This window comes from Glycomyces amatae, assembly GCF_020991375.1.
In the GTDB taxonomy this organism is placed as follows: domain Bacteria; phylum Actinomycetota; class Actinomycetes; order Mycobacteriales; family Micromonosporaceae; genus Glycomyces; species Glycomyces amatae.
This window is the reverse complement of sequence record NZ_JAJLQZ010000003.1, coordinates 72,812-94,796: the sequence shown is the minus strand read 5'-3', so window position 1 is coordinate 94,796 and position 21,985 is coordinate 72,812. Positions and strand designations below refer to the sequence as shown.

Annotated in this window: 12 protein-coding genes; 7 read left to right on the top strand and 5 right to left on the bottom strand. The window is 73.3% G+C overall.

Translation table 11 applies throughout. The annotated features are described in order from the left end of the window. Positions 1–23 precede the first annotated feature (23 nt). The 4 genes from LO763_RS05665 to LO763_RS05650 all read left to right on the top strand — a co-directional run bounded on the left by LO763_RS05665 (position 24) and on the right by LO763_RS05650 (position 7,122). Positions 24–1,343, top strand: a complete 1,320-nt coding sequence (locus tag LO763_RS05665) for an ABC transporter substrate-binding protein (RefSeq protein WP_230600995.1) — start codon at positions 24–26, stop codon at positions 1,341–1,343. 31 nt (positions 1,344–1,374) lie between these two features. Further along, positions 1,375–2,613, top strand: coding sequence for a LacI family DNA-binding transcriptional regulator (locus LO763_RS05660; RefSeq protein WP_230600994.1), 1,239 nt, complete (start codon positions 1,375–1,377; stop codon positions 2,611–2,613). A 23-nt stretch (positions 2,614–2,636) separates the two neighbouring features. Next, the gene (locus tag LO763_RS29610) at positions 2,637–4,964 is read left to right on the top strand and encodes a CBM35 domain-containing protein (protein WP_369431930.1); all 2,328 of its coding nucleotides are present in this window, start codon (positions 2,637–2,639) and stop codon (positions 4,962–4,964) included. A 79-nt stretch (positions 4,965–5,043) separates the two neighbouring features. Beyond that, positions 5,044–7,122, top strand: a complete 2,079-nt coding sequence (locus tag LO763_RS05650) for an alpha-galactosidase (protein ID WP_230600993.1) — start codon at positions 5,044–5,046, stop codon at positions 7,120–7,122. A 44-nt stretch (positions 7,123–7,166) separates the two neighbouring features. On the opposite strand, the gene LO763_RS05645 is transcribed toward LO763_RS05650, so the two are convergent. Continuing rightward, positions 7,167–7,766, bottom strand: coding sequence for a hypothetical protein (locus LO763_RS05645; protein WP_230600992.1), 600 nt, complete (start codon positions 7,764–7,766; stop codon positions 7,167–7,169). Positions 7,767–8,215: 449 nt separating this feature from the next. On the opposite strand from LO763_RS05645, the gene LO763_RS05640 reads away from it, so the two are divergent. Further along, positions 8,216–9,559 (top strand): ROK family transcriptional regulator, encoded by a 1,344-nt coding sequence (locus LO763_RS05640; protein WP_230600991.1) that lies wholly within the window; start codon positions 8,216–8,218, stop codon positions 9,557–9,559. Next, positions 9,535–12,552, top strand: coding sequence for an alpha-mannosidase (locus LO763_RS05635; protein ID WP_230600990.1), 3,018 nt, complete (start codon positions 9,535–9,537; stop codon positions 12,550–12,552). The genes LO763_RS05640 and LO763_RS05635 overlap by 25 nt, the downstream gene beginning before the upstream one ends. 474 nt (positions 12,553–13,026) lie before the next feature. Here LO763_RS05635 and LO763_RS05630 read toward each other — a convergent pair whose 3' ends face one another. From LO763_RS05630 to LO763_RS05615, 4 genes are all read right to left on the bottom strand, one after another. Continuing rightward, complete coding sequence (locus LO763_RS05630; RefSeq protein WP_230600989.1) at positions 13,027–13,776, bottom strand: HAD family hydrolase; 750 nt, start codon at positions 13,774–13,776, stop codon at positions 13,027–13,029. A 60-nt stretch (positions 13,777–13,836) separates the two neighbouring features. Further along, entirely contained in the window at positions 13,837–15,129 is a 1,293-nt protein-coding gene (locus tag LO763_RS05625; protein WP_230600988.1) for a hemolysin family protein, read from the bottom strand. Positions 15,130–15,234: 105 nt separating this feature from the next. Next, positions 15,235–16,437, bottom strand: coding sequence for a sulfotransferase family protein (locus LO763_RS05620; protein ID WP_230600987.1), 1,203 nt, complete (start codon positions 16,435–16,437; stop codon positions 15,235–15,237). 150 nt (positions 16,438–16,587) lie between these two features. Further along, positions 16,588–17,559, bottom strand: coding sequence for a TrmB family transcriptional regulator (locus LO763_RS05615; RefSeq protein ID WP_230600986.1), 972 nt, complete (start codon positions 17,557–17,559; stop codon positions 16,588–16,590). A gap of 107 nt (positions 17,560–17,666) precedes the next feature. On the opposite strand from LO763_RS05615, the gene LO763_RS05610 reads away from it, so the two are divergent. Beyond that, the gene (locus LO763_RS05610) at positions 17,667–21,533 is read left to right on the top strand and encodes a S8 family peptidase (RefSeq protein ID WP_230600985.1); all 3,867 of its coding nucleotides are present in this window, start codon (positions 17,667–17,669) and stop codon (positions 21,531–21,533) included. The last annotated feature ends 452 nt before the right edge of the window (positions 21,534–21,985 follow it).

Here is a 21,985-nt window from a genome sequence, read left to right as displayed (position 1 = left end):
TCTCACGACGAAAGGCACGAAGGATGAACAAGACGCGCACCGCGGCCCTCGCCGCCCTCGCGCTCGCCCTCCCCGCGGCCGCCGCCTGCGGCGGCGACGACGGGGGAGGGGTGACGCTGCGCTACGCCTTCTGGGACGACAACCAGCGGCCCGCGCTGGAGGCCATGATCGCGGCCTTCAACGAGGACCACCCCGACATCGAGGTGGAGCTGGAGCAGAACCCCTGGGACGACTACTGGCCCGGACTCGACAGCCGGTTCGCGGCCGAGGACGCCCCCGACGTGTTCTGGAACCACGTCTCCCGCTTCCCCACCTACGCCGACAACGGCGTGCTGCTCCCCATCACCGACTACATCGAGGAGGACGGCCTCGACACCTCCATCTACCCCGAGGACCTCTACGCCTCCTGGCAGTTCGAGGGCGACCAGTACGGCCTGCCGAAGGACTGGGACTCGATCGGCCTGGTCTACCGCCTCGACGCCCTCGAAGCGGCCGGGATCGACCCGGCCACGGTGAACGACCTCGAATGGAACCCCGCCGACGGCGGCACCTATGTCGAGTTCCTCCAGAAGCTCACCGTCGACGCGAACGGCGAGAACGCCCTCAGCCCCGACTTCGACCCCGAGAACGTGGTCCAGTACGGGACGGCGATGGCCTCCTCCACCGGCCAGACCGACTGGTGGAACTACGCCGTCCAGAACGGCTGCTCGCTCCAGACCGAGCCGTGGGGCGACTACGCCATCGACGCCCCCGAATGCGTCGAGGCCATCCAGTTCACCGCCGACCTGTACAACCGGTGGCACGTGGCCGTCCCCGCCGAGTCGACCAACCAGCCCAACGGCGGCGTCCCCGGCGACTACGTGGTCCCCGGCCAGGCCGCCACCACCCTCGACGGCTCGTGGATGCTCGGCTTCTACCGCGACGGCCTGGAGCCGGGCACCTGGGCGGTGGCCGACAACCCCTCCGGCCCCGTCGGCTCCGGCACCGTCATCAACGGCCTGTCCAACGCGATCTACGCGGGCACCGAGCACCCCGACGAGGCCTGGGCGCTCGTGGAGTTCCTCGGCTCCGAGGAGGCCCAGTCCATCGCCACCGAGATGGGCTCGGTGTGGCCGGGCGTGTCCTCCCTCAACCAGGGCTTCGCCGACTACTGGGCGGGCGAGGGCATCGACGTCCACGGCTTCCAGGCCGCCGCCGAGGGCACCACGACCGGCTACCCGCTGTCGATGAACGACGCCGCCTTCGGCACCGCGGCCCTCGACGAGTTCAATCAGGTCTGGCTGGGACAGAAGGACGCCCAGGACGCGGCCGAGGCGGTCGTCGAGATCGCCAACGCCGAGTAGCCGCACCCGACCCGAAAGGTGACCGACCGCCATGAGCGCAGCCGAATCCAAGCCCGTCAGCATCTTCGACGTGGCCAAGCGGGCGGGAGTCTCGCACCAGACCGTCTCGCGCGTCGTCAACGACGCGGCGGGGGTCGCCGACTCCACCCGCGCCAAGGTCAAGGCCGCGATCGGCGAGCTGGGCTACCGGCCCAACCGCTCGGCCCGCGCCCTCGCCGGCGGCGCCGTGCGGTCGGTCACCGTCCTCACCACCGACACCTCCCTGTACGGCACCGCCGAGACCCTCCGTGGCATCGAGGACGCCGCCCGCGCCGCCGGGTTCACCATCCTCATCTCGGTCCTGGACCCCGACGAGGCCTACACCGAGACCGACATCCTGGCCCGGCTGCCCCACGACGGCGCCCCGGCCATCGTCATCGCCCACGACGAGACCACGGCCCGGGCCATGCAGACCCTCCAGAAGACCCAGGCGCACGCCACGGTCGCCACCGGCGGCGAGCACCTCGGCGTCGAGCAGCCCGCCGCGGACTGGCTCGTCTCCCTCGACGACCGCACCGTCGCCGCCCGCGCGACGAAGTACCTGCTCGACATGGGCCACGCCACCGTCCACTACCTCGCCATCCCCTCCAAGGCCAGCCGCCGCACCGGCTGGGCCGCGGCACTGGCCGAGGCCGGCGTCGAGGCGCCGCCGGTCGTCCCCTCGGGATGGTCCGTGGCCTCGGCCTACGAGGCCGCGACCGAACTCGTCGCCGACCCCGACGTCACCGCCGTCCTGTGCGGCAACGACGACCTCGCCTTCGGCGTCCTGTACGCGGCGCACCGCGCCGGCCGGAGCGTCCCGGGAGACCTGAGCGTCATCGGCTTCGACGACTGCCCGCTGGCCGCCTACCACGTCCCGCCCCTGACCACCGTCGACCTCGACTTCCGCGGCGTCGGCCGCGGCGCCTTCGAACTGCTCCGCGGCAAGCTCGAAGGCGGCGAACGGCCCCGACCCGTATGGCGGTCTCCCGAACTGATCGTCCGCGAGACCTCCGGACCCCCTGAACGACGACGTTTACCGAAAGGGTTCCCATGCATCCACTCCTTCGCAGCGGCCTCGCGGCCGCGGCCGCGACCGGGCTGCTCGCCGGCCTCGCCGCCGCACCCGCCCAGGCCCGGGACGTCCCCGTCCTGTCCGTCGACTTCGGACGGCTCGGGGGCGAGCCGGTCCACGGCGCCGTCGGCTCGCTCTACGGCGTCTCCGACGCCGGCGTGCCCGGCGACAACCTGATCGACCCGCTCGACATCCCCACCATGGCGGGCAAGCCCACCCAGGGCACGCAGCACCCGAACGGCGACGCCGCGGCCGTCCTGGAGACACTGGCCCGGCACGACCAGGGCGACGCCTACATCAACCTCCAGGACTGGTTCCCCGACTGGCCCTACGCCCGGCTGTCCGTCGAGGAGTACCTCGCCGAGATCGACCGGATCGTGCCCCTCATGGAGGCCGACGAGCACGCCGACCGCCTCGTGTACGTGCCGTTCAACGAACCGAACTGGATCTGGTACAACCGGGGCGCGGACTACGAGGGCACCGTCGAGCGGTTCCTCCACGACTGGGACGCGGTCTACGCCCACCTCAGGGCCATCGCGCCCGACACCCCCATCGCCGGGCCCAACGAGTCCCACTACGACGCCCGCTTCATGCGCGACTTCATGGCGCACACGTCCGAGGCCGGCACCGTTCCCGACGTCGTCACCTGGCACGAGCTCTCCCCGGACTCGCTGCGCCACTACCAGGACCACTACGACGACTACCGCGCCCTCGAGGCCGAGTTCGGGGTCGAGCCCCGGCCGATCAACATCAACGAGTACGGCAACAACCGCGACTTCGGCGTGCCCGGCCAGATGGTGCAGTGGGCCTCCATGTTCGAGGACACCGGCGCCTACGCGGACATGGCCTACTGGACCGCCGCGGGCGGCTTCTCCGGCAACGCCCCGCAGACCAACGTCCCCAACGGCGGCTGGTGGTTCCTCAAGACCTACTCCCAGATGACCGGCCGGACCGCCGAGGTCACGCCCCCGCAGGAGAACCAGGTCGACACCCTCCAGGGCGTCGCCGTCCTCGACGAGGGCAAGGAGCAGGCGCAGATCCTCCTCGGCGGCGGCGAGGGCGCGGCCAACGTGGACGTCACCGGCCTCGACCTCGGCAGGAAGGTCACCGCGACCGTCCACGAGATCGCCTGGACCGCCAACGAGGGCGCCTCGGGGCCGCCCCGGGTCGTCGACCGCGTCGCGCTGCGCCCCTCGCACGGCGCGGCGACCATCGAACTCGACGGCCTCGACAGGATGTCCGCGTACTGGATCACGCTGACCCCCGGCACGGGCCGCGTCGACCCGGCCGAGGTCCCCTGGAGCGGCACCTGGGAGGCCGAGGACGCCCGGATCACCGCCGGCGCCGTCTACGACGAGGGCGGCGTCGACGACGCCAACGGCTTCCCCGCCTCGGGCGGCCGGTCCGTCGGATCGCTGAACCGCGCCGACAGCCGCGTCGAGTTCGACGTCGACGTGCCCGAGGCCGGGACCTACGACCTCACGATCACGTACGGCAACACCTACGGGCGCGACCTGCCCCAGGGCGGATCGCCCACCGAGCAGTTCCTCACCGTCGACGGCGGCGAGGCCGCCACCGTCACCTACCCCTCGACCATGCAGTGGGCCGCGCGCGGCCAGGTCACCGTCCAGGTCGAACTCGACGCCGGCGCGAACACGCTGGCACTGGCCAAGTCCGACCGGACCGCGGGCACCGCCTACGGCGAGGCCGGGCTCGACAAGATCGACCTCGCCCCCGCCGCCGTGGACTCGCACACCTACCCGGCCGTGCTCGCCCGCACCGAAGGCGACGTCGACTACCGGTACGGCCGCAACGAGGGCGTCAAGGTCCGCGGCGACGAACAGGTCGTCTTCGACGTCTACGCCCCCGCGGACGGCTACTACGAGGTGGCCGCCGACGCCCGCGGCCGAGGCGAGCTGACCGTGCTCGGCCCGCACGGCGAGCACGCCGCCTTCGACCTCGACGACGAGCAGACCCTCGCCCTCCACCACGGGATCAACCGCATCGCGATCGGCGCCGACGGCCGGGGGAGCCTCACCGTCCACGACCTCACCGTCACCGGCGACGGCGGCGACGAGGGCTTCACGCAGCTCACCGCGGCGGACGCGGAGCTGTCCGGCACCGCCCGCCTGACCGACAACGAATGGGCCGCAGACGGACAGGCCGTCACCGGCGTCGGCGGCGGCGAGGAGAACACGGTGCGGCTCACCGTCGAGGCCGAAACCGCCGGGCCCCACCTGCTGCTCGTCCACTACGCCAACGACGAGCGCAGCGGGAACCACGCCTACAACATCGACGTCGTCTCCCGCTACGCCGAGTTCACCGTGAACGGCGACGCCGTCCGCACCGTGCCCATGCGGGGCACCTGGAGCTGGAACGACTTCTGGTCCTACCCGCTCATCGTCGACCTCGAAGCCGGCGTCAACACCATCGAGATCGGCAACCCCGGCCTGCACACCGACATCGGCGACCGCGAAGGCCGCACCGCCGATTTCGACCACTTCGAGCTCGCGCCGCTCCTCGGCTAGACCCGGCGCCCGAGAGCCCGCCCCGCCGATCGGGGCGGGCTCTCACCGCGAAGCACGCACCATTGCGAAAGGAAACCGAATGCCAGCGCGCGAAACCCGCCTCTGGGCCGTCGACACGCCGAACACGAGCTACGTCGTGGCCCTGGACGACCACGACCGGCTCCACGGCCTCCACTGGGGACCCCGGCTCGCCCCCGAGCAGGCGCTGGCCCTCCTCGACCTCCCCGAGGCCCCCTTCAGACCCGTCGTCGACGGGTGCGACGCGCGCCTTGACCTCAGCGCCGCCTCGGCGTTCCGCTACGGCCACAACGGCCTCCAAGTCCGCTTCGCCGACGGCACCCGCGACCTCGAACTCGCCTTCACCGAGGCGGCCGAAGCGGACGGCGCCCTCACCCTCGTCTTCACCGACCGGCACTACCCCCTCGAAGTGCGCAGCACCTACCGCGCCTTCACCGACACCGACGTCATCGAACGCTCGCTCGTCCTGCGCAACACCGGCACCGAGGACATCGAGGTCGTCCGCGCCGACTCGGCCACCTGGGTCCTCCCCGAACTCGAGACGCCCCGGCTCGGCCAGCTCCACGGCGAATGGGGCGCCGAAACACAGCTCACCCGCACCGCCGTCCCCCACGGCGAGACCGTGATCGGCTCCCGCCGCGGCATCACCGGCCACCAGGCCAACCCGTGGGTCGCCGTCGACGACGGCCAGACCACCGAGACCCGGGGCCCGGTCTGGTCGACCGCCCTCGCCTGGAGCGGCACCTGGCGGATCACCGTCGAGAAGACCCCCCGCGGCCGGGTCGCCGTCTCCGCCGGCTTCGGCCACGACCCCGTCTCGATCCGCCTGCGCGGCGGCGAGACCCTCGAGACCCCCGTCTGCGCCGGACTCCACACCGACGGCGGCTTCGCCGCGGCCGCGGGCGCCTGGCACGACTACGCCCGCGCCCACGTCCTCCCGCACCCCGACGAGGACCGCCCCGTCCTCTACAACTCCTGGGAGGCCACGGAGTTCGACTTCACCGCCGAGGACCAGATGCGGCTGGCCAAGGGGGCGGCGGCGATGGGCTGCGAGCTGTTCGTCATGGACGACGGCTGGTTCGGCTCGCGCACCCACGACGGCGCCGGGCTCGGCGACTGGACCCCCAACCCCGACCGGTTCCCCGACGGCCTGGGGCCCTTGATCGAACACGTCCACGGGCTCGGGATGCGGTTCGGGATCTGGGTCGAACCCGAGATGGTCAACCCCGACTCCGACCTGTACCGCGCCCACCCCGACTGGGTCTACCACCAGCCGCACCGGCGCCGCAGCGAGGTGCGGCGGCAGCTGGTGCTGAACCTGGCCCGCCCCGACGTCGCCGAATGGGTCCACGCCCGCCTCGATGAGCTGTTGAGCGCCAACGCGATCGACTTCGTCAAATGGGACATGAACCGGCCCTTCACCGAGGCCGGCTGGCCCGGCGAGGACGACCCCGACCGGCTCTGGTTCGACCACACCCGCAACCTGTACGCGATCCTCGACCGGCTCCGCGCCGACCACCCCGCCCTGCGCATCGAGTCGTGCTCCTCCGGCGGCGGCCGCGTCGACTTCGGCATCCTGCGCCGCACCGACCAGGTCTGGACCTCGGACAACACCGACGCGGTCGACCGCATCGCCATCCAGGAGGGCTTCGCGCAGGTCTACCCCGCGCGCGTCATGGGCGCGTGGGTCACCGACTCGCCCAACCCGTGGACCCGCAGGGCGGTGCCGCTCGAGTTCCGCTTCCACGTCGCCATGGCCGGGGCGCTCGCCGTCGGCGGGGACCTGCGGGTCTGGAGCGAGGAGGACCTGGCGCGCGGCGCCGAGCTGGTGGCCGACTACAAGCGGATCCGCCCCGCCGTCCAGCACGGGCGGCGCCGCCCGCTGCGGGCCGGCGCGGTCGCCGGCGTCCAGTACGACCGCGGCGACCGGACGGTGGTCCTGGCCTGGCGCCGGTCCCGCGCCTTCGGCTACCGCGACCCGCTGCTCAAGCTCCACGGCCTCGACCCCGGTGCGCGCTACCGGGAGCGGGGCACGGACCGCCTCCACCACGGGGCGGTGCTGCTGTCGCACGGGCTGGACCTGCGCCTCGACCCGGGAGACTACGCCTCGGCCATGATCGAGCTGGTCAGGGAGGCGTGACCTGAGCACCGGCCCGGCCGGAGGCGGCGCCGCCTCCGGCCGCGTCAGGCGAACCCTTCGACGTCGCACACCTTCCACTCGCCGCCCTCCTCGACGACGGTCATGATCGAGATGACGTCGCCGGGCCTGGACTCCTTCTCCCAGATGTAGTCGTAGGTCGGTTCACTGTCGTTCATGAAGATCGCCACCTCGGTGACGCCGTTGTACTCGCGCGAGGTCACGTAGACGTTCGAGACGGTGTAGTCCAGGTCGTTCGTCTCGTACGCCTCGGCGTACTGGAACACCGCGGCGACGGCGGACGACGGGTTCGCGCACGTGCGGGGCTCGAGCGCCTCGAGGTCGGCGTTGATCTGCGCTTCGTGCCAGAGCGCCGCCACGCCTTCCCGGCTGTCCGGATCGACCTCTTCGGTGGTCGAGTACTCCAGCGCCGCTTCCGGTTCGTCGCCTCCCGACTCCGCCGGGCCGGCGGTCGGCGGCTGGGGCGCGGCCTCGGGGGCGGGCTCGGCGAGTTCGCCGGGGAGCACTGCGACGGCGAGGAACCCCACGGCGCCGAGGATCGCGCAGACGCTGATCGCGACCGCGAGCATGGCGGCCTGGTCCCGGTTCATCCGCCGGGACCGGGCGGGGCTGGGGTGTTCGGTCATGACAGGTTCGGCCTTCTTCGTTCCGGGCGTCGGCGAGTGGATCGGGGACGGGCGCCGCACGAGGGCGCGTGCGGCACCGGGCCCCTTCGGCGGCTTCAGGGGCGAGGCTATGACACCCGATCCCGCCTCGAAATCTGTCCACTATGAACTCAATCTGTCACTGGGTCCGATGTCGAGACTGGTCGCGCGCGGTGCGCGGCCGCGCCGTCGCCGCAGCCTCGCGTGAGGACGGACGCGGAGCCGCCGGTTTCCCGCCGGATCCCTGCCTCCCGCTCGCCGCCGGCCCCGCCGGGAAGGACCGGAGCTCCACGACCACGGCGCCGCCCCCGCGCGCCCGCAGGCCCGGACGCCGGTCACCGCCGCCGCGGCGGTGTGGCCGCGCGCGCCCGGGCGGCGGTAGGCTGCTGGCACTCGACGGCGTCCCCGCCGGGGTGGAAGGGCGGCGACTGATGCGTCTCGGGGCGAACCTCCCGCGGATCGGCGGCTACAACGAGCTCGTCGTCCTCCAGGCCGTGCGCCAGGACGCCGGGATCAGCAGGGTCGCGATCGCCGAACGCACCGGACTGGCCCGCCAGACCGTCTCGGGCCTGGTGGGGCGGCTGCTGGACGCCGGGCTCGTCGAGGCCGCGGGAACCGAGATCATCGGCCGCGGCAAGCCCAGGACCCGGCTGCGCATCGTGCCCTCCGCGCGCTACGCGCTCGGCGTGCACCTGGACCCGGCGGTCGCGACCGCGGTCCTGCTCGACTTCCAGGGCGAGATCGTCGACCGGCTCGCCGACGCCGAGCTCCTCGACGCCGACCCGTTCGCCTCGACCCGCCGCGTCGCCGCGGCCGCCTCGGCGCTGGTCTCCCGCAACGGCGTCCCGCCCGACCGCGTCGTGGGCCTGGGCGTCGCCACGCCCGGCCCCGTCGACCTGGCCACCGGCGCGCTGATCACCCCGCCGTGGCTGTCGGGCTGGAACGGGTTCCCGGTCCGGCGCGAGCTCGCCGCCCGGTTCGGCGGCGAGGTGAGCTTCGACAAGGACACGACCGCCGCGCTCGTCGGCGAGATGTGGCTCCGGCCCGGCTCGTACGCGGCCGGGACGGTGCTCTTCGTGTACCTCGGGACCGGCATCGGCGCGGCGCTCGGCGCGGGCGGCGAGATCGTGCGGGGCGCGGGCAACGCGGGGGAGATCGGGCACATGGTCGTCGACCCCGACGGGCCGCCGTGCCCGTGCGGGCGGCGCGGCTGCCTCGGCGTCGCCACCGACCCGGCCGGCCTGGTCGCCGAGGCCGTCGAGGCCGGCGTCCTGCGCCCGCGGCCCGGTCCCGCCACGCCGCGCTCGATCGACCTCCAGTTCGCGGAGCTGTGCGAGGCCGCCGAACGCGGAGCGGCCGGGGCGGTCGCCTCGCTAGAGCGGGTCGGGCGCCGCGTCGCCGAGGCCGTGCGGATGCTCGTCGGCGTGCTCGACGCCGGACACGTCGTCTTCGGCGGGCCCAATTGGCAACGGCTGGAACGCTACTGCCTCCCCGCGTGCGAGGCCGCGCTCGCCCGGACCCGCAAGCGGTGGCCCGAGCCCACGGTCGTGCGGGGCACCACCGCGGGCGCCGGGGTCGGCGCGGTGGGGGCGGCGGCGATGGTCCTCGACGAGCGCTTCGTCCCGCGCGCCTCCCGCCTGCACGCGGACTTCGACGCCGACCGCGGCAGGGCCTTGACATTATTAACGCTGAATGATGTGCTAAATCGGTTCGGCAGTTCGGGCACCCCCGCGACGAAAGGAACCACCCCGTGCACGACGATTCGGCAAGACTGAACGGGAAGCTGGCACGGCTGCGCCGCGAATGGCTCGAGCCCGCACGCGAGGCCGGGACGCACCCGGTCGCCGTCGCGGCCTGGGACGTGCCCGACGAGCCGGTGCCCCCCGCCGAGGCGATCCGAGCCGAGTACGAGCCCTTCACGGTCGGCTCGCCGTGGTCGCGCCCCTGGGGCACGACCTGGTTCCACGTCCGCGGCACCGTCCCCGAGGGCTGGGGCGGCGACGCCGCACTGCTCGTCGACCTCGGCTTCTCGGGCGCCGGACCGGGCTTCCAGGCCGAAGGGCTCGCATTCCGGCCCGACGGCTCCACGGTCAAGGCGATCGCGCCGCGCAACCGGCACGTGCCCGTCGAACCCGGCCCCGGCGGCGAGTTCGAGCTGTACATCGAGGCCGCCGCCAACCCCGACGTGATGCGCGACGGCTGGACCGCACCGACCCCCTTCGGCGACAAGGCGACCGCCGGGGACGGGCCGATCTACCGGCTTGAGCGCCTCGAACTCGTGCGCCGCGACCGCGACGTCGAGGAGCTGCTGCTGGACCTCGACGTCCTCACCGGTCTGCTCGGCGAGCTGCCGCCCGCCCTGCCGCGCTCGCAGGCCCTCCTCGGCGCGATCGAGTCGATGCTCCGCGCCCTCGACCCCGACGACGTGCCCGGCACCGCGCGGGCCGCCCGCGCCGCACTCGCCCCCGCGCTCGCGTCCCCCGCCGCCGCCAGCGCCCACGAGGTCTACGCCGTGGGCCACGCCCACATCGACTCGGCGTGGCTGTGGCCGGTGCGCGAGACCGTCCGCAAATGCGCCCGCACCTTCTCGAACGTCCTGCACCTGATGGACCTCGACCCCGACTTCACGTTCGCGGCCTCCTCCGCGCAGCAGTACGCCTGGATCAAGGAGTCCTATCCGGAGCTGTTCGCGTCGATCCGCGCCCGCGTCGCCGAGGGCCGCTGGATCCCGGTGGGCGGCATGTGGGTCGAGTCCGACACGAACATGGTCGGCCCCGAGGCGATGGTCCGCCAGTTCACCGAGGGCAAGCGGTTCTTCATGGAGGAGTTCGGCGTCGAACCGCGCGAGGTGTGGCTGCCCGACTCCTTCGGCTACTCGGCGGCCCTGCCGCAGATCGCCCGCAAGGCGGGCGCGGACTGGTTCCTCACCCAGAAGATCTCCTGGAACGACACCAACGCCTTCCCCCACCACACCTTCCGCTGGGAGGGCATCGACGGCACCGACGTCTTCACGCACTTCCCGCCGGTCGACACCTACAACTCCGACCTGTCCGGAAAGGACCTGGCGCGGGCCGAACGCCAGTCCCGCGACCAGCGGCGCTCGAACCGCTCCATCGTCCCGTTCGGCTACGGCGACGGCGGCGGCGGCCCCACCCGCGAGATGGTCGGCAGGGCCAGGCGCACCGCCGACCTCGAAGGCTCCCCGAAGGTCCGCATGACCGCCCCCGCGGCGTTCTTCACCGACGCCCAGCGGGCGCACCCCGACGCGCCCCGCTGGCTCGGCGAGCTCTACCTCGAGTACCACCGCGGCACCTACACCTCCCAGCACCGCACCAAACTCGGCAACCGGCGCTCGGAGCACCTGCTGCGCGCCGCCGAGCTGTGGGCGGCCACCGCGGCCGTCGCCGGAGTCGCCGACTACCCGGCCGAACGGCTGCGCCGCCTGTGGCGGACCGTGCTGCTCCAGCAGTTCCACGACATCCTCCCCGGCTCCTCGATCGCCTGGGTCCACCGTGAGGCCGAACGCAACTACGAGGCGGTCCGCGCCGAACTCGAGGCGCTCGTCGCCGAGTCCCTGCGCGCCCTCGCCGGCGACGGCGACCTGCCGCTGGTGGCGAACGCCGCCCCGGCCGCGGTCGACGGCGTCCCGGCCGGCGCCGTCGCCGCTCGGGGCGAGGCGGCCGCCGAGCCGGTCGCGCTGACCGCCGCCGACGGCGGCCACGTTCTCGACAACGGCCTGCTCCGGGTCGCGATCGACGCCGACGGGCTCGTGCGCTCGCTCGTCGACGCCGAGACCGGGCGCGAGGTCGTCCCCGCCGGGGAGCGCCTCGGGCTCCTGCGCGTCCACCGCGACGTGCCCGCCCAATGGGAGGCCTGGGACATCGACCAGGACTACCGCGACAGCGTCGAGGAGCTGCGCGGCGCCGACGGCGTCGAGGCCGAGACGCTGCCGGACGGCTCGGCGCTCGTGCGCGTCCGCCGCAGCCGGGGCGCGAGCGCCTTCGTCCAGACCTTCACGCTCGCCCCGGGCGCCAGGCGGCTCGAACTGGGCACCGAGGTCGACTGGCACGAGCGCCGCAGGCTTCTCAAGCTCGCGCTGCCGCTCGCGGTGCACACCGACCGCGCGGCCTCGGAGATCCAGTTCGGACACCTCTACCGGCCGATCCACACCAACACCTCCTGGGACGCGGCGAGGTTCGAGACGGTCGCGCAGCGCTGGCTGCACGTCGCCGAGGAGGGCCTCGGCGTGGGCGTCGCCAACGACCAGACCTACGGGCACGACGTGACCCGCCGCCACAACGACGACGGCGTCTACGTCGTGGTGGGGGAGTCGCTGCTGCGCGCCCCGATGTCCCCGGACCCCGACGCCGACCAGGGCCGCCACTCGATGCGGACGACCGTGGTCGTCGGCGGCGTCGACGCCGCGATCCGCGAGGGCTACCGGCTCAACGTCCCCGCCGTCCCGATCCGAGGCGCGCGGGCGGTCGAACCGCTGGTCGGGGAGGCGTCACCGGGCGCGATCGTCGAGGCCGTGAAGCTCGCCGACGACGGCGGCGGCGACGTGGTCGTGCGCGTCTACGAGGCCTGGGGCGGCAGGCGCACCGCGCTCGTCCCGCTCGGCGCGGACGCCGCCGCCGCGGTCGACGCCGACCTCCTCGAACGCCCGCTCGACCGCAACCGGGCCGAACTGTCCGGCGACCGCGAACTCCGGCTCGAACTGTCGCCCTTCGAGGTCCGGACCGTCCGGATCACGCCGCGGCGCAACTGAACGACCGCTGCGAAGCGGCCCCGGCCGCGGCGTCCCGGCGCAGCCGAGGACGCCGCGGTCCGGCACTCGTCCCGCCGCCCGCCCGCCTGAGCCTCGGGTCGAACTGAGCCGCACCGGGTACGCCTCCTCCACCAGCCGCTCACCGCTCCCTCGCGGATCGCCTGAACCCCCAGCCGGTCCAGGCCCGGCCACGGCGGCACCGCCCTCACCGCTTCATCGTTGATCGTCTGCACCCTGGGCCGAGGCGGCCTGGAGCCGGATCCGGAAGCCGGGACACGGGCACCGGAGCAGCGAGGCCCAGGGCCGAAACCGCAGCGAGAACCGAGAACCGGACCGATCACCGACCACCGACCACCGACCACCGAGGGAAGGCGACGAGCAGACCATGGCGAACACGATCGCGCCCAACGCCATGCTTCACCGACCGGTCACTGCGCATCGACCGGCGCCGGGAGCACCCGCCGCGCTGGCATGTCAGGAGCGCTCATGCTCCAGGCGCGCCTTTGGGTCTGGGGTGGCGAGGGTGGCCCGGAGGTCCTCGAGCGAGTGGACGACGCCGATCCCGGCGTCGGCCGCGGAGCCGCCGCCCGCCCGGTCGAGCCAGAAGCCGCGGAGACCCGCCCGCCGCGCCCCCAGCGCGTCGGTCTCGTACTGGTCGCCGACATAGGCCACCTCGTGCGGCGGGAGGCCGAGCGCGGCGCAGCCGGCGAGGAAGATGCTCGCGGCGGGTTTGGCCGCGCCGTGCTGCTCCGAGCACACGAGCCGGTCCCCGAAGTAGGCGAGGAGGCCGATGGCCTCCAGTTTGCGGCGCTGGTGCCCGGCGGCGGAGTTGGAGACGACGCCCAGGCGGAAGCCGGGCGCGAGGGCCCTGAGCGCGGGCTCGGCGTCGGGGAACGGCGCCCGGGACGCGTGGCGGTGGGCCTGGTACCCGGCGAACCACGCGGCGGCCTCCCGGTCGGAGGGGCCGCCCTGTGCGGACGCTCCGATGCGGGCGAGGAGCTCGCGGGCGCGCTCGCGCTGCTGGGCGGCGAAGGTCAGCTCGCCGTTCAGGAAGCGGGCGTAGTGGCGCTCCTTGAGCTCCCGCCACAGTCCGAGCGCCGCGGCGCCGTCGGGGAAGCGGTCCAGCATGCCCTGCATCCGCAGGTAGGCGAGCACGCTGTCGGCCTCCGACCCGGAGTCGAACAGGGTGTCGTCGACGTCGAACAGCACGCCCCGGATCGGCATGGGGTCGCTCCTTCCGGTCAGGGCCTCCCGGCCGCCCGTGGTGATCGGTGCCGCCCGCCGTTATCCGGGCGCGTCCCCTTCGTCGGCCGCCGGGGCGCGCCGGAGGCGGATCTCGGTGATGGCGTTGCGCTTGACCTTGAGGATCTCGGCCGTGTAGTCCTCGACGGCGACGGTCTCGCCGGGGCGGGTGGGGACGCGGCCGAGGTGGTCGAGGACCAGCCCCGCGACCGTGGCGTAGTCGCCGTGCCCGGTCCGGTCCAGCTCGACGCCGAGGTCGGTGAGGTCGTGGAGGGGGAACCCGCCGGGGAGGACGAGCGCGCCGTCCGCCTCGCGCTGCACGGTCTGGATGTCGCGGTCGAACTCGTCGTAGATCTCCCCGACGATCTCCTCGACGAGGTCCTCCATGGTGATGATGCCCTCGACCGCGCCGTACTCGTCGACCACGATCGCGAACTGCTCGTGCTCGTCGCGCATCCGGCGGAGCGCGTCGGTGACCTTGAGGCTCTCGGGCAGCAGCATGCTGGGGCGGGCCAGCTCGGCGGCGGTCGCGTCGGTGCCGACCAGGTCGCGCAGGTGCACGGTGCCGATCACGTCGTCGATGCCGGCGGGCCCGGCGACCGGGGCCCGCGAGTGCCCGGTCTCGACGAGGATCTGCGCGGCCTCCGCGGCGGAGGCGCCCGCCGGGATCGAGGTGACGTCGCGGCGGGGGATCACGATCTCCCGCAGCACCCGCTCGGCGATCTCGAACGCCCCGGAGAGGATGGTGCGCTGGTCGGCGGTGAAGTCGGCCTGCGCCTCGATGAGGTCGCGGATCTCCTCGGTGGTGACCTCGTCGCGGCCCGCGGCCGGGTTGTTCCCGGTGAGGCGCACGACCAGGTCGGTCGAGCGGCCCAGCAGCCACACCGCCGGCCGCGCGACGGTCGCCAGGACGTCGAGGGGCCGGGCCACCAGGAGCGCCCAGCGCTCGGCGCGCTGCATCGCGATGCGTTTGGGCGCCAGCTCGCCGAAGACGAGCGTGACGAAGGTGAGCACCAGGGTCACCAGGACGATCGCGACCGACTCGGCGCCCGACCCGAACACCGAGAGGGCGGGCACGAGCGGTTGCGCGAGCGCGACCGCGGCGGTGGCCGAGGCGAGGAACCCCGCGAGGGTGATGCCGATCTGGATGGTGGCGAGGAACCGGTTCGGGTCGCGGGCGAGCCTGGCGAGCACCCGCCCGCCCCGGGACTCCCGTTCGAGACGCTGGATCTGGCTGTCGCGCAGGGTCACCAGTGCCATCTCGCTGCCCGCGAAGACCGCGTTCAACCCGATCAGCACCACGACCAGCGCGAGCTGCCCTCCGTAGCCGCCCACGGCAATCAACTCCCTCTCCGGTTCGCTGCCGCGAGCCTACCGAGCGCCGGAGGCCTGCGTCGGACCCCTGGGGTGCGTCGCCGGACTCCGGCGCCGGCGCCCGGTTCAGCTGTTGAGGGAGACGACCCACTTGAGGTAGTCGCCGAAGGTGTCCTCGATGTCGGCCTCGGTCAGGTCGAACTCGCGGATCGAGTACTCGTGCTTGCGGTCGGTGACGGGGCGGGCGAGGGCGTCGGCGAGGTTGCCGGCGTCGGTCTCGCTCCAGGCGGCGCCGAGCCGCTGGTACAGCTCCGGCACGTAGCGGGCGGGGTCGGCGTTGAGCCGGTGGTAGGGCACGTCGACGACGCTGTCGCGGTGGCCCTGGCGCCAGGTGCGGCCGGCCTCGACGGTCTCGGCCATGACCTCGAGCGCGAGCCGCCCGATCGCGGGCCGGTCGACGCGCTTGAGGAACAGCGAGTAGGACAGGTCGATCAGCGAGCACAGCGATCCCATGACGGTGATCGGGTCCCGGTGGGTCCACACGAACGTCGCGTCGGGGAAGACCCGCTTGATGGTCGCCATCTGGCCGAGGTCCAGCGGGTTCTTGAGCACCCAGCGGCGGCGGTCGCGCCCGTGCTGGAGGACCTGGAGCACCGCCTTGAGGTAGGCGTAGTCCGGGGTCGTGTCGCGCTCGGCGAGCCACTGCTGGTACTCGGGCATCGGCGAGTGGTACAGCACGTGGTACATGCCGTGGGGGAGCAGGAGGATGCTCTCCTCGGCCTTGGTGGCCTCGACGGGGTGGACGACGTCGAAGTCGGGCGCCCACTTGGTGACGACGTTCGCCTTCTCGGCGAGCTTGACCCGCTGCCGCTCGACCTCGGGGCCGACCGGCAGGTCGGGGTGGGCCATCTCCCAGCGGAGCGGGCCGCGGTGGGCCGGGGCGGCGGCGAGGATGCGGTGGGCGAGCGTCGTGGCGGTGCGGGGCAGGCCGACGACGAAGATCGGCCGCTCGATCGGTTCGGCGCCGACCTCGGGGTGGTCGCGGTGGAGCTGCCGGACGCGCAGGCGGGTGATGAGGCGCTGCTTGGCGTCGTTGAGGCTGCTGATCCATCCGATCGGCGTCAGCCCCGGCACGCCGGCGACGCAGGAGAGCAGGAAGCGGAAGTCCTCGATCCACACGAGGTCGGACTGGTCGGCCTCGACGCCGGTCTCGCGCTGGGCTTCGGCGGCCGCCTTGGCCCAGGCCTGGTCGGGGTTGCGGCGGGAGCGGGCGACGGGGCGCATCAGGGCGTTGGTGACGGTGAGGGCGGGAGTGGTGCGACGACCCATGGATCGGATTCCTTCGCGGTGGGGGAGCGGAATGCGCTCATCCTACGAGCGCGAGGAATCCTCCGCTCCCGGGAGGTGGGCGCACCGTGACCCGCTGCGCCGCAGCGGGATCCCGGCCCGCGTCGGCGCGACCGCGAGGGGCGCCCCGGGTCAGACCAGCCCTCGGGCACCGGCCTGCGCCCCCGCCTGGAACCGGGTCTTGGCGCCGAGCAGCTCGGTCAGCACCGCGAGCTGCCTGCTCAGGGTGCGGGGGCTGACCTCCAGCTCCCGGGCGATCGCCTTGTCGCTGAGCCCGGCCGCCAGCAGCGACAGCAGGCGCCGCGCGGACGCGTCCAGCACGGGCCCGTCCCGGTCGGCGACCGCGCCGCCGTCCGTCTCGGACAGCGGCAGGGACAGCTGCCACAGGACGTCGAACAGGGCCACCAGGGCGTCGACCAGCGTCGAGCCGCGCACGACCATCGCCTGCTCGGTGATCCGCTCATAGCTCAAGGGCAGCAGCGCCACCGCGCGGTCGGCGATCGCCAGCTTCATCGGTACGAGCCGGGAGACCCGGGCCTCCTCCCCGGCGGCCACCAGCCGCTCCAGCTCCTTCATCCGCCCGGGCGCCTCCAGCCCCTCGGAGGCGTAGATGCCGCGGACCTTCACGCCGCGCGCCAGGAGCTCGTGCTCGCTGTCGCTGGCCTGGTCCACCGATTGCGAGTACGGCGGCCGGTCCAGGACCAGCAGCTCCTCGGCGACGGTCTGCTCCAGCTGGAGGAAGCGGCGGGCCACCGCCTGGCGGCCCTGGACGATCTCGACCAGCTCCTCGGGGCCCGCGCGCTGCTCCGGCGCGATCTCGTCCATCAGGGACTGCGCCGCCGCCTGCGCTTCGGCGAGCTCCCTGCGCCGCAGCGCGACCAGCACCTCGACGGCGACGTCGGGCCGGGTGGGCCAGAAGCGCACCGGGGAGCCCGCCAGCCGGGACACCATGCCCAGCGCCTCGAGCCGGCGCAGGCCCCGGCGCACGGCGGCGACCGCCTCGCCCGCCCCCTCCGCGAGCTCGTCGGCGGTGGAGCCGGGGGCCCGCAGCAGGACGCGGTACAGCGCCTCGTCCGCCTCGCCGACGCCCAGGGTCTGCAACATGGCGGCATTCTGCCATGGCCGAAGTCCGCCACGCAAGAAAGTTGATCATGGCCGGGCGGCGAATGAGAATGGTCGCAAACCGAACACTTCCCCCCGAAGGAGCCGGCGTGACACACCCAGCTCGCAGACTGCCCCGCGCCCCCGTCGCCGCCGCGTCGATCATCGCGGTCGCGGCCGCCCTGACCCTGGTGGCCTCCAGTCCGACCCAGGCCGAGCCCCCCGCGGCCGTCGGCGAATTCGCCCAGGACACCGCCGCCACCGCGACCGACGTCACGCTGATCACCGGCGACGTGGTGCACCTGAGCGTCCTCCCGGACGGCCGCGCCGGGGTCACGGTCACCCCCGCGCCCCGGCCCGGCGGCACCGTCCCGAAGTTCCGCGTCTCCGGCTCGGGCGACCGGATCCAGGTCCTGCCCTCCGATGTCGCGCCGCTCGTCCCCGAGCGCCTCGACGCCGCCCTGTTCGACGTCGCCGCGCTCGCCGAGCAGGGCTTCGACGACGCGAGCAGCGGCCACCTGCCGCTCCTCGCCGAGTACGCCGCGGACACCACCTTGAGCGACGCGGCGATCCCCGGCACCGAGGCGACCGTCCGACTCGAGAGCGTGGACGCCGTCGGCCTCGAACTCGACAAGACCGCGGCCGCCGAACTCGGTGCGGCCCTTGCCGACTCGATCACCGGCGAGGCGAGCGCGTTCGCCGCCGGCCCGCTCGCGGGCGTCGAGAAGCTCTGGCTCGACGCCCGCGTCGAGGCCAACCTGGACCGCAGCACCGCCCAGATCTCGGCCGACGCCGTCTGGGAGACCGGCGTCGACGGCTCCGGGGTGACCGTGGCCGTCCTCGACACCGGCATCGACGACACCCACCCCGACCTGGCCGGGCAGGTGGCCGCCACCGCGAACTTCACCACGACGGAGGACTACCGGGACCGCAACGGCCACGGCACGCACGTCGCCTCCATCGTGGCCGGCACGGGCGACCCCCGCTCCGGCGTCGCGCCCGGCGCCGACCTCGTCGTCGGCAAGGTCCTCGACGACGGCGGCGGGGGCCAGGTGTCCTGGCTGATCGACGGCATGGAATGGGCGGCCGAGCAGGACGCCGACGTGGTGAACATGAGCCTCGGACTGTCCCCCGGGCACTACGAGGCCCCGATGCTCACCGACGCGATCGACGAGCTCAGCGACAGCACCGGCGTCCTGTTCGTGGTGGCCGCGGGCAACGCGGGCTGCGACGCGTGCATCGGCAGCCCCGGCGACGCGCCCTCGGCGCTGACCGTCGGCGCCGTCGACCACGACGACGTGCTCGCCGACTTCTCCAACCGCGGCCCCGTCTACGAGGGCTTCGGGCTCAAGCCCGACATCACCGCCCCGGGCGTCGACATCTGGGCCGCGCGCGCCGACGGCACGGGCGAGGACGACGACCCGTACACCGCCTACTCGGGCACGTCCATGGCCGCGCCGATGGTCAGCGGCGCCGCCGCGCTGCTGCTGGCGGCGGAACCGGACCTGACGGGCCCGGAACTCAAGGCCGCCCTCATGGCGGGCGCGGTCCCGACCGAGGGCGCCTCGGTGTTCGAGCAGGGCACCGGCCGCGTCGACGTCGCCCGGTCGATCGAGGCGGCCGTGCGGCCCTCCGAGGGCTCGCTCGACTTCGGCTTCTTCGCCTACCCGCAGAGCGACCGCGAACCGGCCGTCCGGGAGGTCGCCTACACGAACACCACCGAGGCCGAGATCGTCCTGGACCTCACCGCCGCTGCCGCCGCCGAGGACGGCACCGCCGCGGAGGGCCTCTCGGTGGAGCCGTCCACATTGTCGATCCCGCCCGGAGCGAGCGCGACGGCCCGCGTCACGGTCGACGCCGAGGCCGCCGCGGACGGGCGGTACACCGGCGAACTCACCGCGACCGCCGACGGCGCCGCCGTGCGCACCCCCGTCGCGTTCGAGGTCGAGGCGGTCCACTACGAACTCACCCTCGACGCCGTCGCCCGCGACGGCCGCCCGGCCCGCACCTGGGCGAACCACGCGCCGTCGCTGGTGTTCGACGTCGAGACCGGCGAGCCGATGCTCGATCGGTGCGACAGCGGCCCGAACTGCTTCCGGGTCCCGGCGGGCACCTACTCGGTGATGTCCTACATCTACACCAAGCCCGCCTGGGCCGCCAGCGACGGCAGCCCGTACACCGACGCGCCGCTGCACACCACCCTGGCGGGCGACCCCGAACTCGTCGTCGAGGACGACACGCACGTCACGTTCGACGCGCGCGACGCCGTGGAGGTCACCGTCGACACCCCCGAACACGACGGCAAGGCCAACACCGGGGGCGCGGTCGAGCTGGCGTGGACGCGCACCTTCGCCAACGGCGAGACGGCCTTCGACTACGACCTCAACGGGGCCGGAGCCCAGGTCGAGGAGCGGTTCTTCATGCTGCCCACCGGCGACGTGACGATCGGCGGCTTCACGGCGACCTCCCGGTGGCGGCTCGAAGCGCCCGCCGTCGCCTTCGACGCCGAGGGCCTCGACCTCGATCCGCAGTACTTCCGCGCCGACTGGTTCAGCGACCACTCCTGGCAGTTCCCGGCCCTCGAAGGGGAGCGGGAGCTGCGCGTCGCCGACGCGGGCGAGGCCACCGAGGCGGACATCGCCGCGGCCGACCTGGACGGCGCGCTGGCGCTGATCGAGCGCAGCGACGACGCCTCCGTCGCGGTGCAGTCGAACCGCGCCGCCGAGGCCGGGGCCGCGATGGTCGCGGTCTACAACGACGAGCCCGGCCTGAGCAACCGGCTCGGCGCCACCGGCACCTTCCTCGAGGCGCCGACCGTCCGCCTCTCCCGCGAAGAGGGCCTCGCGCTGCTGGAGGCGCTCGAATCCGGCGGGCTCACCGTGGCCGCGTCCGGCACCCGGCAGAGCCCGTACCGCTACGACCTCGTGTACGCCGAGCGGGGCGGGATCTCGGGCGACCTGCACTACACCGCCGACGCCGACGACCTGACCACCGTGGAGCGCGACTTCTACTCGATGCTCGACCAGGAGGCCTTCAGCGAGACGTCGTACGCGTTCCAACCCGACGCCGGGCTCGCCACGGGCATCATCACGCCGCTCCTCGGGGCGCCGAGGACCCGCGTCGACTACCACGTGTCCGACCCCGCCGTGGCGTGGCAGTACGCGGTGCACGCGCCCGAGCGGGCCTACAACCACATGCGCCCGCAGGACCCCACCGGTTCGCTGAACCTGACCAGCGGCCTGTGCTCCTACGAGCCCGGAGGGCACTACGAGCAGTCGTGGCACCGGCAGCCGCTGGCGCCCGCCTTCGACCCCGCCAGGCCGGTCACCCGGCAGGGCGACGTCCTGACCATCCCCACGGCCGGCGTCGTCGACGACGGCGGCAACTTCACCGAGACCCCCTCGAACACCTTCGAAGGCGGCATCGACTCGCACTTCCGGATCTGGCACGGGGACGAACTCCTCGGCGAGACGCACCAGCTCCCGCAGGGCACGCTCACCCTGCCGCCGCAGTCCGAGACCTACCGCTTCACCTACGAGGTGAACAACGACTCGGCGTGGGCGAGCGAATCGACTCGGACGAGCACCGAGTGGACCTTCACCTCCGCGTCCACCGACCCGGACGCGGCGACCCCGGTCCCGCTCCTGACGCTCGACTACGACCTGAACCTCGACATGGACAACAGCGTCCCGGGCTTCCGCGAACGGCTCGGCCTGAACCTGATCGGGCTCACCCTCGGCGACGAGGGCGGCGACCCGGTCCGGGCGAGGTCCCTGACGTTCTCGACGTCCTTCGACGACGGCGAGACCTGGCAGCGGGCGCCGGTCCTGCCCCTCTGGAACGGCGAGCACCTGGTCTTCCTGCCGGGCAAGGCGCCCCGGAACGGCAGCGGGTTCATCTCCTTCCAGGTGACCGCCGAGGACCGCCACGGCGGCGAGATCAGCCAGGAGATCATCCGGGCCACGGCCTACCGGTGACCGGCGAGGCCCCGGTCCGGCCGGGCCGCGCCTCGCCGCCCGAAGACCGGGCGGCGAGGCGCGGCTTGGCCGCAATGCCGTTCAGTTAGATCATCGGCGGTGGCGGTGGCGGTGGGGGCAGTGCCGGGGTGAGTCGGTCGGGTGCCGGTAGCGTTGGGGGAGCGGTCAGGGCGGCGGCGACGAAGCGGTGTGTGTGGGGCTGGGGTCGGTTGGCGGGTTCGGGGGCTGGTGTGGGTCGGGTGGGCGGAGCGTCGGTGTGGGGTGTGGATGTCGTTGCGGGACATTGGATTCGGGGTGGAACGTGAGGGTGTTCTACCCGTGTGGGTGTTGCCGGGGTGGGGTTGGTGGGGGGATGATTGGTGGTACGTACAGGGTTACGGAATCAGTGCAAGCGAACGAGATGTGTTCACTTAATGCAGACTACGACAGCCTCTGGCCGCTCGTACCGCCCA